This is a genomic window from Pseudomonas sp. NPDC087614, assembly GCF_044743485.1.
Taxonomy (GTDB): domain Bacteria; phylum Pseudomonadota; class Gammaproteobacteria; order Pseudomonadales; family Pseudomonadaceae; genus Aquipseudomonas; species Aquipseudomonas baetica_A.
Genome location: NZ_JBIUWN010000031.1, coordinates 21,739 through 35,438 on the forward strand (window position 1 = coordinate 21,739; position 13,700 = coordinate 35,438).

At 61.1% G+C, this 13,700-nt stretch carries 16 protein-coding genes; 14 read left to right on the forward strand and 2 right to left on the reverse strand.

Annotation, left to right across the window (positions count from 1 at the left end; translation table 11 throughout):
• Positions 1–77: 77 nt before the first annotated feature.
• The 14 genes from cobO to ACIOWA_RS13835 all read left to right on the forward strand — a co-directional run bounded on the left by cobO (position 78) and on the right by ACIOWA_RS13835 (position 11,526).
• Positions 78–689, forward strand: coding sequence for a cob(I)yrinic acid a,c-diamide adenosyltransferase (gene cobO, locus ACIOWA_RS13770; protein WP_339433700.1), 612 nt, complete (start codon positions 78–80; stop codon positions 687–689).
• Positions 686–2,035, forward strand: a complete 1,350-nt coding sequence (locus ACIOWA_RS13775; RefSeq protein ID WP_401160278.1) for a cobyrinate a,c-diamide synthase — start codon at positions 686–688, stop codon at positions 2,033–2,035. Before cobO ends, ACIOWA_RS13775 begins: the two co-directional genes overlap by 4 nt.
• Positions 2,036–2,082: 47 nt before the next feature.
• A complete protein-coding gene (gene bluB, locus ACIOWA_RS13780; protein ID WP_401160280.1) occupies positions 2,083–2,733 on the forward strand; it encodes a 5,6-dimethylbenzimidazole synthase in 651 nt (216 codons plus the stop codon).
• Positions 2,730–3,638 (forward strand): adenosylcobinamide-phosphate synthase CbiB, encoded by a 909-nt coding sequence (gene cbiB, locus ACIOWA_RS13785; RefSeq protein ID WP_401160282.1) that lies wholly within the window; start codon positions 2,730–2,732, stop codon positions 3,636–3,638. Before bluB ends, cbiB begins: the two co-directional genes overlap by 4 nt.
• On the forward strand, positions 3,631–4,623 hold the full coding sequence (gene cobD, locus ACIOWA_RS13790; RefSeq protein WP_339433696.1) for a threonine-phosphate decarboxylase CobD: 993 nt from the start codon (positions 3,631–3,633) through the stop codon (positions 4,621–4,623). The genes cbiB and cobD overlap by 8 nt, the downstream gene beginning before the upstream one ends.
• A complete protein-coding gene (locus ACIOWA_RS13795) occupies positions 4,620–6,071 on the forward strand; it encodes a cobyric acid synthase (protein ID WP_401160284.1) in 1,452 nt (483 codons plus the stop codon). Before cobD ends, ACIOWA_RS13795 begins: the two co-directional genes overlap by 4 nt.
• Before the next feature lie 87 nt (positions 6,072–6,158).
• The gene (cobU, locus tag ACIOWA_RS13800) at positions 6,159–6,680 is read left to right on the forward strand and encodes a bifunctional adenosylcobinamide kinase/adenosylcobinamide-phosphate guanylyltransferase (protein WP_401160286.1); all 522 of its coding nucleotides are present in this window, start codon (positions 6,159–6,161) and stop codon (positions 6,678–6,680) included.
• The gene (gene cobT, locus ACIOWA_RS13805) at positions 6,677–7,732 is read left to right on the forward strand and encodes a nicotinate-nucleotide--dimethylbenzimidazole phosphoribosyltransferase (RefSeq protein WP_401160288.1); all 1,056 of its coding nucleotides are present in this window, start codon (positions 6,677–6,679) and stop codon (positions 7,730–7,732) included. Before cobU ends, cobT begins: the two co-directional genes overlap by 4 nt.
• On the forward strand, positions 7,729–8,304 hold the full coding sequence (gene cobC, locus ACIOWA_RS13810) for an alpha-ribazole phosphatase family protein (RefSeq protein WP_339466651.1): 576 nt from the start codon (positions 7,729–7,731) through the stop codon (positions 8,302–8,304). Before cobT ends, cobC begins: the two co-directional genes overlap by 4 nt.
• A gap of 1 nt (position 8,305) precedes the next feature.
• Entirely contained in the window at positions 8,306–9,037 is a 732-nt protein-coding gene (locus tag ACIOWA_RS13815; protein ID WP_401160290.1) for an adenosylcobinamide-GDP ribazoletransferase, read from the forward strand.
• 89 nt (positions 9,038–9,126) lie between these two features.
• Positions 9,127–9,531: a MarR family winged helix-turn-helix transcriptional regulator gene (locus ACIOWA_RS13820; protein ID WP_221732206.1), complete on the forward strand. Its 405-nt coding sequence runs from the start codon at positions 9,127–9,129 to the stop codon at positions 9,529–9,531.
• Positions 9,532–9,583: 52 nt separating this feature from the next.
• Positions 9,584–10,792 (forward strand): MFS transporter, encoded by a 1,209-nt coding sequence (locus ACIOWA_RS13825; RefSeq protein WP_401160292.1) that lies wholly within the window; start codon positions 9,584–9,586, stop codon positions 10,790–10,792.
• Positions 10,789–10,911 carry a hypothetical protein gene (locus ACIOWA_RS13830; protein WP_339433688.1) on the forward strand — a complete coding sequence of 41 codons (123 nt, stop codon included), beginning with the start codon at positions 10,789–10,791 and terminating at the stop codon, positions 10,909–10,911. The genes ACIOWA_RS13825 and ACIOWA_RS13830 overlap by 4 nt, the downstream gene beginning before the upstream one ends.
• Positions 10,912–10,965: 54 nt before the next feature.
• On the forward strand, positions 10,966–11,526 hold the full coding sequence (locus tag ACIOWA_RS13835) for a glutathione peroxidase (protein WP_339466649.1): 561 nt from the start codon (positions 10,966–10,968) through the stop codon (positions 11,524–11,526).
• Positions 11,527–11,603: 77 nt separating this feature from the next.
• On the opposite strand, the gene ACIOWA_RS13840 is transcribed toward ACIOWA_RS13835, so the two are convergent.
• Together ACIOWA_RS13840 and ACIOWA_RS13845 are read right to left on the reverse strand one after the other, a co-directional pair.
• Positions 11,604–12,875: an outer membrane protein transport protein gene (locus ACIOWA_RS13840; protein WP_339433686.1), complete on the reverse strand. Its 1,272-nt coding sequence runs from the start codon at positions 12,873–12,875 to the stop codon at positions 11,604–11,606.
• A 146-nt stretch (positions 12,876–13,021) separates the two neighbouring features.
• Positions 13,022–13,504 carry a hypothetical protein gene (locus ACIOWA_RS13845; RefSeq protein WP_221732210.1) on the reverse strand — a complete coding sequence of 161 codons (483 nt, stop codon included), beginning with the start codon at positions 13,502–13,504 and terminating at the stop codon, positions 13,022–13,024.
• Positions 13,505–13,700 lie beyond the last annotated feature (196 nt).

Genomic DNA, 13,700 nt, shown 5'->3' on the forward strand with positions numbered 1-13,700 from the left:
GTGGGCGATGTCAGGCTTTTTTGCCTTCTATTCTTGTGCCTGCCCGCCGTTATCCAGCCTCAACGGAGAGCTCCCCCATGACTGATTCCCCTGAGCGTGACGAACGCCATCTGGCGCGTATGCAGCGCAAAAAAGCCGTGATCGATGAACGTATCGCCAATTCGCCTGATGAGTGCGGCCTGGTGCTGGTGCTCACCGGCAATGGCAAAGGCAAAAGCAGTTCGGCGTTCGGCATGCTCGCCCGCGCCATGGGGCACGGCATGCGCTGCGGCGTGGTGCAATTTATCAAGGGGCGCAACAGCACCGGCGAAGAGCTGTTTTTTCGGCGTTTCCCCGAGCAGGTGCGCTTTCATGTGATGGGCGAGGGCTTCACCTGGGAAACCCAGGACCGTCAGCGCGATATCGCCGCCGCCGAAGCCGCTTGGGAAGTGTCCCGCGAGCTTTTGCGCGATCCGTCGATTGGCCTGGTGGTGCTGGATGAGCTGAATATCGCCCTCAAGCACGGCTACCTCGATCTCGATCAGGTGCTCAGCGACTTGCAGGCGCGTGCGCCGATGCAGCATGTGATTGTCACAGGGCGCGGCGCCAAGCCGGAAATGGTCGAGATGGGCGACACCGTCACTGAAATGGGCATGATCAAACACGCCTTCCAGGCCGGTATCAAAGCGCAGAAAGGCGTCGAACTTTGAATCAGTCACGTCATTGCCCGGCGGTACTGATTGCCGCGCCGGCTTCCGGTCAGGGCAAGACCACCGTCACGGCCGCGCTGGCCCGTTTGCACCGCAATCAAGGGCGCAAGGTGCGCGTGTTCAAGTGCGGCCCGGACTTTCTCGATCCGATGATTCTCGAACGCGCCAGCGGTGCGCCGGTCTATCAATTGGACATGTGGATGGTCGGTGAGCAGGAAAGCCGTCGTCTGCTGTGGGAGGCCGCAGCCGAGGCCGATCTGATTCTGATCGAAGGCGTGATGGGGTTGTTTGACGGCACGCCGTCGAGCGCTGATCTGGCCCGGCATTTCGGCGTGCCGGTGCTGGGTGTGATTGATGGAACGGCGATGGCGCAGACCTTTGGTGCGTTGGCGCTGGGCTTGGCGAAATATCAGCCGGATCTGCCGTTCGCTGGCGTGCTGGCCAACCGGGTCGGTACGTTGCGTCACGCACAATTGCTCGAAGGCAGCCTGACCGAAGGCTTGCGCTGGTATGGCGCATTGTCCCGCGAGACCGGCATCGAATTGCCGAGCCGTCATCTTGGTCTGGTTCAGGCCGGTGAGCTCAATGACCTCGATGTGCGCCTGGACGCCGCTGCACAGGCGCTTGCCAGCAGTTGCGAGGTAGCGCTGCCACCGGCCGTGGAATTTGCCGCGCCTGAAGTCATCAATGTAGAGCCCTTGTTAAAAGGTGTGCGAATCGCCGTCGCCCACGATGAAGCGTTTGCCTTCACCTATGGCGCCAGCCTCGACCTGTTGCGGGCGATGGGCGCTGTGTTGAGTTTCTTCTCGCCGATCCGCGATACGCAGTTGCCAGAGGCCGACAGCCTCTATCTGCCCGGTGGTTACCCGGAACTGCACCACGTTGCGTTATCGCAGAACAGCGCAATGCTCGATGCCATCCGCGCCCATCATGCGGCCGGAAAACCGTTGCTCGCTGAATGTGGCGGCATGCTGTATCTGCTCGACTCGTTGACGGATGTTGAGGGCAGTCGCGCCGAACTGGTCGGCTTGCTCGCAGGCGATGCGGTGATGCAGAAACGCCTGGCGGCATTGGCGCTGCAAGCGGTTGATCTGCCGGAAGGCACGTTGCGCGGCCACACCTATCACCATTCCCTGACGACGACTGAATTGACGCCGATTGCCCGAGGCCTGAGCCCGAATGGCGGGCGTGGTGCGGAGGCGGTTTATCGGGACGGGCGGATGACGGCGTCGTATGTGCATTTTTACTTCCCGTCGAATCCTGCGGCTATTGCTGCACTATTGCTGCCTGACCGCGAGGCCGCCTTCGCGAGCAAGTTCGCGCCCAAAGGGGATCGCGTTTCTTGAGCAAGCACCCCGACCCATGTGGGAGCGAGCTTGCTCGCGAAGAGGCCGTGACGGACAACGCATTTTCCGAAGCCGAACGCGCAGCGGTCTACAAAGCCATCGCCGAACGCCGCGACATGCGCCACTTCACTGGCGGCGCCGTCGAGCCCCAGTTGCTGCGCCGTTTATTGGACGCCGCACATCAAGCACCAAGTGTCGGCTTGATGCAGCCTTGGCGTTTCATCCGCGTCAGCGATCGTGCACTGCGCGGGCAGATCCGCAATCTCGTAGAAGAAGAACGCATCCGCACCGCCGAGGCCCTCGGTGAGCGCAGTGACGAGTTCATGAAGCTCAAGGTCGAAGGCATCAACGACTGCGCCGAAGTGCTGGTCGCGGCGCTGATGGATGATCGCGAGAAACACATTTTCGGGCGCCGCACGCTGCCGGAAATGGACATGGCTTCGTTGTCCTGTGCGATTCAGAATCTGTGGCTGGCGTCCCGTGCCGAAGGATTGGGCATGGGCTGGGTCTCGTTGTTCGAGCCGCAAGCGCTCGCCGATCTGCTGAAACTGCCGGCCGGGGCCAAGCCTTTGGCCGTTTTGTGCCTGGGCCCGGTCAAGGAATTCTATCCGGCGCCGATGCTGGTACTCGAAGGGTGGGCGCAGGCGCGTCCGCTCAATGAGTTGCTGTATGAAAATTATTGGGGAGTGAGTCAATGAGTGTGGCGTTGTTGAGTGTCGCCGCGGTCGCGCTGGATGCGCTGCTGGGTGAACCGAAACGCTGGCATCCGCTGGTAGCGTTCGGCAATTTTGCCGGGCGCATCGAGCAACGGTTCAACGCCGGTGGCCGGGGCTGGCGAAGCCACGGCGTGACCGCGTGGGTGATCGCGGTGCTGCCGCTGACCTTGCTGGCCACTGCATTGTCCTGGGCGCCGTATGTGGGCTGGGTTGTCGAGATCCTTGCGTTGTATTGCGCCCTTGGCATGCGCAGCCTCGGCGAACACGTCGAGCCGGTGGCCCAGGCGTTGCGCGCCGATGATCTGGAAGAGGCGCGTAAGCGTGTCGGTTATCTGGTCAGCCGCCAGACCCATGAACTGGACAGCACCGCCGTCGCCCGCGCGGCCACCGAGTCAGTACTGGAGAACGGCAGCGATGCGGTGTTCGCCGCGCTGTTCTGGTTTGCTGTGGCGGGTGCGCCGGGCGTTGTCCTCTACCGTTTGAGTAATACGCTCGATGCGATGTGGGGCTATCGCAACGAACGTTTTGAGCGTTTTGGCTGGTGCGCGGCCAAAATCGACGACGTACTCAACTACGTTCCTGCACGCCTGGTGGCGTTGACCTACGCACTGCTCGGTAAAACCCGGCTGGCGTTGAAATGCTGGCGCACCCAGGCGCCGAAATGGGACAGCCCCAACGCCGGCCCGGTGATGGCGGCAGGGGCCGGTGCGCTCGGTGTCGAGCTTGGCGGCCCGGCGATTTACCACGGCGAACTGCATGAGCGTCCGCAACTGGGCGAAGGCGCTCAGGCCGATGCCGATTCGATCGACCGTGGCTCGCAATTGGTCCAGCGCGGCGTATGGTTATGGCTGCTGATTCTTTGCCTGGGGGCAGAATTCTATGCTTGAGCACGGTGGCCGGCTGCGCAAGGCTGCTCTCGATTACGGTATTGCCGAAGCCGACTGGCTCGACCTGTCCAGCGGTCTGGCGCCGTGGCCGTTTCCGATCCCCGACATACCGCTGCGAGCCTGGGCGCGATTGCCGGAGACCGACGACGGTCTGGAACAAGCCGCGTGCGATTATTACGGCGCTTCGCAGGTGTTGCCGGTGGCCGGTTCGCAGATGGCCATCCAGTTGCTGCCGCGCTTGCGTCGGGCTGGCAAAGTCGGTGTGTTGTCGCCGTGTTATGCCGAGCACGCCGAAGCCTGGCGCCGCAGCGGCTACATCGTGCGTGAAATGCTCGAACAGGAAGTCGACTTCTTTATCGACAACCTTGACGTGCTGGTGGTGGTCAATCCGAACAACCCCACCGGCCTGAGTCTGAGCCCGGCGCGGCTGCTCGACTGGCATGCACGGCTGGCCCAGCGCGGTGGTTGGCTGGTGGTCGACGAAGCGTTCATGGACAACACCCCGCAGTTGAGCCTGGCTGCACATACCCATCAGGTCGGTTTGATTGTGTTGCGTTCATTCGGCAAGTTTTTTGGTCTGGCCGGGGTGCGACTGGGTTTTGTCCTGGCCGAGCGCAAGTTGCTTAAATTGCTCGCCGAGCAAGTCGGGCCGTGGGCTGTAAGCGGGCCGACGCGGGTGTTGGGTCGGGCCTGTCTGCGCGATACTGAAGGTCACACCCGGCAACGCATTCGCAGTGACGAGGCGAGTGAAAGGCTTGCCCTTGTGCTGGAGCGTTACGGCTTCAAACCCCACGGCGGTTGCGCCTTGTTCCAGTGGCTGATCACTGAGCATGCCGCCGCGCTATACGAATTCATGGCCCGTCGCGGCATCCTTCTGCGCCTCTTCACCCACAACAGCAGCCTGCGTTTCGGCTTGCCTGCCGACGCGGCTGAGCAAGCGCGTCTCGAACAGGCGCTGCAGGCCTTTACCAAGGAATTGAAATGACAACCCTGATGGTGCAGGGCACCACCTCCGACGCGGGCAAAAGTACGTTGGTGACGGCGCTGTGCCGCTGGGCGACCCGTCAGGGTGTCGCCGTCGTGCCGTTCAAACCGCAGAACATGGCGCTCAACAGCGCGGTGACCGCTGACGGCGGCGAAATCGGCAGGGCGCAGGCTGTGCAGGCACAAGCGGCGTTTCTTGAGCCGCACACCGACATGAACCCGGTACTGCTCAAACCCAATAGCGACACCGGCGCGCAAGTGATCATTCATGGGCGCGCCGTCACCAGCATGAACGCCGTGGCCTATCACGACTACAAAGCCATCGCCATGAAGGCTGTGCTGGCCTCGCACGAACGATTGAGCGCGACGTACCCGTTGGTTATGGTCGAGGGCGCCGGCTCGCCGGCGGAGATCAATCTGCGCGCTGGCGACATCGCCAACATGGGGTTCGCCGAGGCGGTCGATTGCCCGGTGCTGCTGATTGCCGACATCAATCGCGGTGGTGTTTTTGCTCATTTGGTTGGCACGCTGGAGTTGCTGTCGCCGAGCGAGCAGGCGCGGGTAAAAGGCTTCATCATCAACCGTTTTCGCGGTGACATCGCCTTGCTGCAGCCAGGCCTCGACTGGCTTGAGCAGCGCACCGGCAAGCCGGTGGTCGGCGTGTTGCCATATGTGATGGATCTGCATCTGGAGGCGGAAGACGGCATCGACCAGCGCCAGACCGACAAGGCCGATCAAGTGCTCAAAGTGGTGGTGCCGGTGCTGCCGCGCATCAGCAACCACACCGATTTCGATCCGCTGCGTTTGCATCCACAGGTTGATCTGCAATTTGTGGGGCCGGGGCAGGCGATTCCGGCAGCGGACCTGATCATCTTGCCGGGCTCGAAAAGCGTGCGCAGTGATCTGGCCTATCTGCGCGCCAACGGCTGGGACACGGCGATCAACCGTCACTTGCGTTACGGCGGCAAAGTGCTGGGGATATGTGGTGGCCTGCAAATGCTCGGTCAGCAGGTGCATGACCCGCTGGGGCTGGAAGGCTCGCCGGGGTCCAGTGCCGGTTTCGGTTTGCTGGCGTTTGAAACGCAGCTTGAGGCCGAGAAGCAATTACGCAATGTGCGCGGGCGTCTGACGCTGGAAGATGCCGAAGTCAGCGGTTATGAGATTCATGCTGGCGTGACCACTGGCCCTGCGCTGGAAAACGCAGCGGTGCGGCTCGATGACGGTCGTTGCGATGGCGCGCAGAGTGTTGATGGGCAGGTGTTCGGTACGTATCTGCATGGCGTGTTCGAATCGCCGGCGGCCAGTGCGGCGTTGCTGCGCTGGGCGGGGCTGAGCGATGTGCAGGACGTGGATTATCACGGGTTGCGCGAGCGCGATATCGAACGGTTGGCGGATCTGGTGGAGAAGCATCTGGATACCGATTTGTTGCGTCAGCTCTGTGGGATCTAGGGTGTTTCGGCTACCGCGGTCTCTGTGGGAGCGGGCTTGCTCGCGTAGAGGCCGGTGGCCTCAATGCATAATTTTCAGGATGTTCCCATGCTCCAATTGATCCTCGGCGGCGCCCGCTCCGGCAAAAGTCGCCTGGCGGAAACGCTCGCCACCGACAGCAACCTGTCAGTCACCTACATCGCCACCAGCCAGCCGCTGGACGGCGAAATGAATGACCGCGTCGCTCATCATCGCGCTCGTCGTCCTGCCCAATGGTCGCTCATCGAAGAACCGCTGGAACTGGCCCGCGTCCTGCGCGAAAACGCCAATGCCGAGCGTTGCCTGCTGGTCGATTGCCTGACCCTGTGGCTGACCAACCTGTTGATGCTCGATGACGTTGAGCGTCTCGTCGCTGAACGCGACGCCCTGCTCGAATGCCTGGCGTCCTTGCCGGGTGAAATCATTTTTGTCAGCAACGAGACCGGAATGGGTGTCGTGCCGCTGGGCGAATTGACTCGCCGCTACGTCGATGAAGCCGGTTGGCTGCATCAAGCTCTGGCTGAGCGCTGTCAGCGTGTCGTCCTGACCGTCGCCGGCCTGCCCCTGACCCTGAAAGGACCTGCCTTATGACCCAAGCCTGGTGGTTGAACCCGTGCAAACCGGTGAACGCCGATATCGTTGAACAAGCGGCAGCACGGCAACAGCAATTGACCAAACCAGCCGGCTCTCTGGGGCGGCTCGAGTCGGTGGCGGTGCAGTTGGCCGGTCTGCAAGGGCAGGTGAAGCCGACGCTTGAACAGGTCTGGATTGCGATTTTTGCCGGTGATCACGGTGTTGTGGCTGAAGGTGTGTCGGCATTTGCGCAGGAAGTGACCGGGCAGATGCTGCTCAACTTCGTCAGCGGCGGCGCGGCGATCAGCGTGCTGGCACGCACGCTCGGTGCACAACTGGAAGTGGTGGACCTGGGCACGGTAACGCCGACGCTGAATCTGCCGGGAGTGCGTCACTTGAATATCGGCGCAGGCACGGCGAATTTCGTTCAGGGTTCGGCGATGACTCAATCGCAAGGCGAACTCGCGTTGCTGGCCGGTCGCGACAGCGTGTTGCGCGCCAAAGCGGCGGGTACGCAGTTGTTCATCGGTGGCGAAATGGGCATCGGTAATACCACCGCTGCCAGTGCGCTCGCCTGTGCTTTGCTCGATTGCCCGGTGGCGCACCTGACCGGCCCCGGCACCGGTTTGAATGCCGAAGGTGTCAGCCATAAAGCGCAAGTGATCGAGCGCGCATTGGCGTTGCACGCCGCGCAGCGTGGTGACGCGTTGCAGACACTGTTCAACCTTGGGGGGTTCGAGATTGCCGCGCTGGTCGGCGCGTATCTGGCCTGTGCGCAGGAAGGCGTAGCCGTGCTGGTCGACGGCTTTATCTGCACCGTCGCCGCGCTCGTCGCGGTGCGCTTGAATCCGGCTTGCCGTGAGTGGTTGCTGTTCGGACATCGCGGTGCTGAGCCGGGCCATCGGCATGTGCTGGAAACCCTGAGCGCCGAACCGTTGCTGGAACTCGGCCTGCGTCTTGGCGAGGGCAGTGGCGCCGCGCTGGCGGTGCCACTGCTGCGTCTGGCCTGCGACCTGCACGGACAGATGGCGACGTTCGCTGAGGCTGCGGTGGCGGATCGTCCGGCATGACGTTGCGTCTGGATCTGCTGCGACACGGTGAGACCGAACTCGGTGGTGGCTTGCGCGGCAGTCTCGATGACGCGCTCACCGAAAAGGGCTGGGCGCAGATGCGTGCGGCTGTCGTCGCGGGCGGGCCGTGGGATCGTTTGGTCAGCTCGCCATTGCAGCGGTGCGCGCGGTTTGCCGCTGAACTCGGTGAACAACTGAATCTGCCGGTGCAACTGGACAAGGATCTGCAAGAACTGCATTTCGGCGCTTGGGAAGGGCAGAGCGCGGCGGCGCTGATGGAGACGGATGCCGAGGCGCTAGGGCTGTTCTGGGCTGACCCGTATGGGTTTACGCCACCGCAGGGCGAGCCGGTCAGTGATTTTTCTGCGCGGGTATTGGCGGCGGTGGCGCGGCTGCAAGCGGCGTATGCGGGTGAGCGGGTGCTGCTGATCAGTCATGGCGGCGTGATGCGCCTGTTGCTGGCGCAGGCGCGAGGATTGCCGCGTGAACAGTTGCTCAATGTTGAAGTCGGTCACGGCGCGCTCTTCTCGCTGACGGTCGAGGTTGACGGTTTGCTCAAGGAAGGTCACTGACATGCTGGCGCTGTGGATCGCCCTGCAATTTCTCAGCAGCCTGCCGATTCGTTTGCCGGGCATGCCTGAGCCGGAACAGCTTGGGCGTTCGCTGTTGTTTTATCCGCTGGTGGGGTTGCTGTTCGGCGTGATCCTTTGGGCGCTGAACCTGGCGCTGGCGGGTGCGCCGTTGCTGCTGCACGCGGCGCTGTTGTTAACGGTTTGGGTGTTGCTCAGCGGTGCGTTGCACCTTGATGGTCTGGCCGACAGTGCCGATGCCTGGCTGGGTGGCTTTGGTGATCGCGAACGTACGTTAACGATCATGAAAGACCCGCGCAGCGGGCCGATCGCTGTGGTGACGCTGGTGCTGGTGTTGCTGCTGAAATTCGCGGCTTTGCTGGCGCTGATTGAGCAGCAGCAAGCGATGGCGTTGATCATTGTGCCGTTGCTTGGGCGGGCGGCGTTGCTCGGGCTGTTTCTGACCACCCCCTATGTGCGCGCCGGTGGCTTGGGGCAAGCGCTGGCCGATCATCTGCCGCGCAAGACGGGGTGGCGGGTGCTGGGGTTGAGCGCGGCGGCGTGTTTGCTGATCGCCGGATTCAAAGCGATGGTTGCTTTGGTTGTAGCGCTCGTTGTGTTTTTCTGGCTGCGGCAAGTGATGATGCGACGGCTGGGCGGGACGACCGGGGATACGGCGGGGGCGTTGCTTGAATTGCTGGAGATGGCGGTGTTGGTGGGGGTGGTCTTGGTCTGACGGATGGCTGGCTTATCACTTGCCACAAACCGTATTGATAAACTGATGTGTAACTTGATTTAACACAGTCACGGGTATATACACGCACCATGCTTCCTTCTCAGTGTTTGTGCACCAACCTGCGTCGCGCCGCGCGTGGCGTCAGCAGGCATTACGACGGCGCTCTCGACGGCTTCGGGATCAACGTTGCCCAGTATTCTTTGCTGTGCAATCTGCAGCGTCTGGAACAACCGAGCATCTCGGAACTGGCCGAAGCCATGGGCCTGGACCGCAGCACCCTGGGACGCAATGTTCGCGTGCTGGAGGGCGAGGGATTGGTCGCGCTGGCCGAAGGCGAGGACATGCGTAACCGCATCGTCCGGCTCACCGAGGCCGGTGTACAGCGACTGGCAGCGGCATTGCCAGCCTGGGAAGCGGCGCAGCAGCGATTGATTGATCGTTTGGGCGCCGAGAAGCGTGAAACCTTGCTCAGATTGCTCGACGAACTGGCGTAGCGCCGGTTTTTTCGGGCTCAAGCGGGTATATACCCGCGAATGGAGAACAACAATGACATCGATGTGGCGTACGTGCGGTTGGGTGTTGCTGGGGAGTGCGCTGATTTTGGCGTTGTCATTGGGCATAAGACACGGTTTTGGCTTGTTCCTGTCGCCGATGAGTGCGCAGTTTGGCTGGGGGCGTGAGGTGTTCGCCTTTGCCATCGCTTTGCAGAACCTGATTTGGGGGCTCGCCCAGCCGTTCACCGGCGCACTGGCGGACCGCTTCGGCGCGGCGAAAGTGGTGCTGATCGGTGGCGTGCTCTACGCCGCGGGGCTGGTGTGCATGGCCCTGTCGGATTCGGCGTTGACGTTGTCCCTGAGTGCGGGCCTGTTGATTGGCATTGGCCTTTCTGGCACCTCGTTCTCGGTGATCCTGGGCGTCGTCGGTCGCGCGGTACCCCCGCAGAAACGCAGCATGGGCATGGGCATTGCCAGCGCTGCCGGCTCCTTCGGCCAGTTCGCCATGTTGCCAGGCACGCTGGGTCTGATCGGCTGGCTCGGTTGGTCGGCTGCGCTGCTGGTGTTGGGTCTGTTGGTGGCGCTTATTGTGCCGCTGGTGAGCATGCTCAAAGACAACCCGCTCCCAGTACTCGGTCATGAACAGACACTCTCGCAAGCCCTGCGTGAAGCCTGTTCGCACTCTGGATTCTGGCTGTTGGCCTTCGGCTTTTTCGTCTGTGGTTTTCAGGTGGTGTTTATCGGCGTGCATCTACCGGCCTATCTGGTTGATCAGCACTTGCCGGCCACGGTTGGCACCACGGTGCTGGCGCTGATCGGACTGTTCAATATCTTCGGCACCTACACCGCCGGTTGGCTCGGTGGCCGCATGTCCAAACCACGGTTGCTGACAGCGTTGTATTTGCTGCGAGCGGTGGTGATCGCGTTGTTCCTGTGGCTGCCGGTGACAACGACATCGGCGTATGTGTTTGGCATGGCCATGGGTTTTCTGTGGCTGTCGACGGTGCCGTTGACCAACGGTACGGTAGCTTCCTTGTTCGGCGTGCGAAACCTGTCCATGCTTGGTGGCATCGTGTTTCTGTTCCATCAGCTTGGTGCGTTCCTCGGTGGCTGGCTGGGCGGGGTGGTGTATGACCGTACCGGGAGTTATGACTTGATCTGGCAAGTGGCGATACTTCTGAGCCTGTTGGCGGCGGCGTTGAACTGGCCGGTGCGCGAGCGTCCTGTCGCACGCCTGCAAACCAGTGCGGGCGCTGCATGAGTCGTTTGTGGTCACGAATTGCCCTCACCGCGCTCGGCGTCGCCTTGCTGGCGCTGGTGTGGTGGGGCTGGCATCAGGGCGGCCTGGCTTTGATGCAGTTGGGCACGAGTATTTGCTAGAAGCAGGCGTGGCGAGTAACGTCGACCTCTGACGACTGCTCAAGGAGGCTCGAAATGCTGATGCGCTGGTGTGCGGTTCCCGCGTTGCTGATGGCGTTGACTGGCCTGGCCCAGGCCGCTGACTGTCCGGAATTGTTGCAAGGCTCATTGCCGAAATTGCGTGCCAAGGATTCCATTGATCTGTGCAAGCAGTACGCCGACAAACCGCTGGTGGTGATCAACACCGCCAGTTTCTGTGGTTTCGCGCCACAGTTCGAAGGCCTCGAGGCACTCAATCAGCGCTACAAGGCGCAAGGTCTGGAAATGCTCGGTGTGCCCTCCAACGACTTCAAACAGGAGTCCAGGGACAGCGCTGAGACTGCCAAGGTTTGCTATGCCAACTACGGCGTGACATTCGCCATGACCGAGCCGCAGAAGGTTCGGGGTGATGACGCCACGCATATGTTTCAGGTGTTGGCTGCGCAGAGCAGTGCGCCGAAGTGGAATTTCTACAAATACGTGGTGGATCGCCAGGGCAAAGTGATCGCCAATTTCTCCAGCCTGACCAAGCCGGATGATCCGCAGTTTCTCGCCGCGATCGAGAAAGCCATTGCCTCAAAGCCGCTGAAACCCTGATCTAAATGAAAAAGCCCCGCGCTCTTTACCGAGGCGGGGCTTTTTAGTGGGCGAGGGGTTAGCCTCGCCTGACAGCATCAGAAGCGGTAGGTTGCGCCGAGACCGAAACCGTTTGCCGAGTTTTCATACTTGGAGTTGTAGCTCTGGCCGCGATCGTTTTCGTTGCGGATCTTGACCGACTCTTCCTTCAGGTACGAATAAGCGACATCGATCGTCAGGTCTTCGGTCGGGCTCCAGCCAGCGCCGATGCTGAAGATCGTCCGGTCGCCGGTAGGAATGCGTGGCGAACGGTCGACGTTGTTGGTCGGCGACTGGTCGAACGTCAGGCCGGTACGCAGTACCCACTCCTTGTTCAACTGGTACGACGTGCCCACGGCGTAAGCCCAGGAGTCGTGCCAGTTCTGGTCTTCGGTGATTTCACCGAACTGACCGGCCAATGCAGGCTGTACGCCGGAGTTCTTGACGGTGATTTTTTCCAGTTGGCTCCAACGGGTCCAGGTGGAACCGGCATAGACGTTCCAGCGGTCGTTGATCGCTTGGGTGACCGAGAAGTCGATGGACTCAGGCGTGGTGATCTTCAGCGAAGCATCGTACTTCTGGCTGGCGCTAAGACCGGCCAGCGCCAGTGCGCCGTAGTTGACCTTGGTGTTGCCTTCAAGCTTGTAGTCGACTTTGGAGTGATACGTCAGACCCAGTCGGGTGGTGTCGGTGGCTTGTACCAGCACGCCGATGTTGTAGCCCAGTGCGGTGTCGTCGCCCTTGATCTTGACCTTGCCATCCGGCAGGGCCTGAGTGATCGACAGGTTGGATTCCAGCGTGCCGTCGATGCGGTTGATGGTCGGGCCGAAACCGATCGACACCTTGTCGTTGAAGGCGTAGCTGACAGTTGGCTGAAAGGTGATGACCTGTACTTCGGACTTGCTGCCGAAGTAACGACCGGCAAACCCTTTTTCATAGTCGGTAATCAGGCCGAACGGTACATAAACCCCCAGACCAAATGCCCAATGCTCATCGATCGGTTTGACGTAGAAGCCCATAGGTACGGAGGTGAAGGGCACCATGTCGCCTTTGTTGCTGCCGCCGTTAGGGCTGGAGCTACCGTCGCTGATATCGGTCTTGGCATCGAGGAATGCAACACCGCCAGTGACTTGTTCGCGCTTGAGGCGCGACATGCCGGCAGGGTTGCCATAAACAGTGCTTGCGTCGTCGGCAGAAGAAGATCGCCCGGCGTAACCCGTCCCCATCCCGCTAATGCTGTGTTCGTTGATGGCAAAGCCAGCGGCGAAAATCTGCGTGGATGCCATGGCAACGGCGAGGCTAAGGGTGGTTTTGAGCATTACTTTTTTCATTATTAGAACTCCTGGTGATCACCGGGGCGAAAATTACCAACATTTTCGTTCCGGCGCTATAGTCCGTATGCGTTGAGTTAGAGCGGTTTTGTAGGACAATCCGACCAGAATGGCGACATGATGGGCGATCTTGAAAAACTGGTCAGTCAGCAAGCGACCTGATTCAGTGGTGAAACACAGGTTTGCCATGCATAAGTGAAGTCCCGCAGGCGACCCTGGGGCTGAAAAGTCTGACGCCAGATCCGCGCCATGCCGAGCAGATCATTGGGGGCGGGAAGGGTGGGGTTTTGTTCTTCCACCAGCAGCCAGGCGATGGCCGTGGCGTAACGCAGGTTGACGGTCAATTCCAGGTGCGGGCTGCTGAGAAAGGCATGCTGGCTGGCCAGTCCGCGAACCAGGCTGGCGCGTTCCGGATCGAGCGCCAGATAGTCATCCCAGAGTGCCTGATGGCGATGCTCGGCGATGCGGTAGAGGCCGTGGCCTCGGCGGTCATGCAGGGCGGACCCGAGGTCGGACTGGCTGGCTGCAATGCCCAGCAAAAGGGATTCGGCGGTTGCGCAATGGCGTCCCAGATAAATCAGCGTAGGACGGATCACGTAGCGACACAGTTCGCTGGCAGCGATACCCATAAAGCCCTCGGATCTTGTTATTGGGCGGCGATACCTGAAGGTGGCCTTGGCAGCGGTGGATCGACTCAGGCTCGCCGGAAGCGGATCACGCCGCTTGAGTTGAAGTGTAGTGTCATATTTGCGACGTAAAGGCCTGTTTTTAAAATATTTCCGGCAGTGAGTTATAACCGTTATATCCGATAGTGCTTAGGCGTCG

What these genes read in the sequence shown, in the direction of transcription:
- cobO (WP_339433700.1), top strand. Translation starts at nt 78, where the DNA reads ATGACTGATTCCCCTGAGCGTGACGAACGCCATCTGGCGCGTATGCAG.
- cbiB (WP_401160282.1), top strand. Translation starts at nt 2,730, where the DNA reads ATGAGTGTGGCGTTGTTGAGTGTCGCCGCGGTCGCGCTGGATGCGCTG.
- cobD (WP_339433696.1), top strand. Translation starts at nt 3,631, where the DNA reads ATGCTTGAGCACGGTGGCCGGCTGCGCAAGGCTGCTCTCGATTACGGT.
- ACIOWA_RS13795 (WP_401160284.1), top strand. Translation starts at nt 4,620, where the DNA reads ATGACAACCCTGATGGTGCAGGGCACCACCTCCGACGCGGGCAAAAGT.
- cobU (WP_401160286.1), top strand. Translation starts at nt 6,159, where the DNA reads ATGCTCCAATTGATCCTCGGCGGCGCCCGCTCCGGCAAAAGTCGCCTG.
- cobT (WP_401160288.1), top strand. Translation starts at nt 6,677, where the DNA reads ATGACCCAAGCCTGGTGGTTGAACCCGTGCAAACCGGTGAACGCCGAT.
- cobC (WP_339466651.1), top strand. Translation starts at nt 7,729, where the DNA reads ATGACGTTGCGTCTGGATCTGCTGCGACACGGTGAGACCGAACTCGGT.
- ACIOWA_RS13815 (WP_401160290.1), top strand. Translation starts at nt 8,306, where the DNA reads ATGCTGGCGCTGTGGATCGCCCTGCAATTTCTCAGCAGCCTGCCGATT.
- ACIOWA_RS13820 (WP_221732206.1), top strand. Translation starts at nt 9,127, where the DNA reads ATGCTTCCTTCTCAGTGTTTGTGCACCAACCTGCGTCGCGCCGCGCGT.
- ACIOWA_RS13825 (WP_401160292.1), top strand. Translation starts at nt 9,584, where the DNA reads ATGACATCGATGTGGCGTACGTGCGGTTGGGTGTTGCTGGGGAGTGCG.
- ACIOWA_RS13830 (WP_339433688.1), top strand. Translation starts at nt 10,789, where the DNA reads ATGAGTCGTTTGTGGTCACGAATTGCCCTCACCGCGCTCGGCGTCGCC.
- ACIOWA_RS13835 (WP_339466649.1), top strand. Translation starts at nt 10,966, where the DNA reads ATGCTGATGCGCTGGTGTGCGGTTCCCGCGTTGCTGATGGCGTTGACT.
- ACIOWA_RS13840 (WP_339433686.1), bottom strand. Translation starts at nt 12,875, where the DNA reads ATGAAAAAAGTAATGCTCAAAACCACCCTTAGCCTCGCCGTTGCCATG.
- ACIOWA_RS13845 (WP_221732210.1), bottom strand. Translation starts at nt 13,504, where the DNA reads ATGGGTATCGCTGCCAGCGAACTGTGTCGCTACGTGATCCGTCCTACG.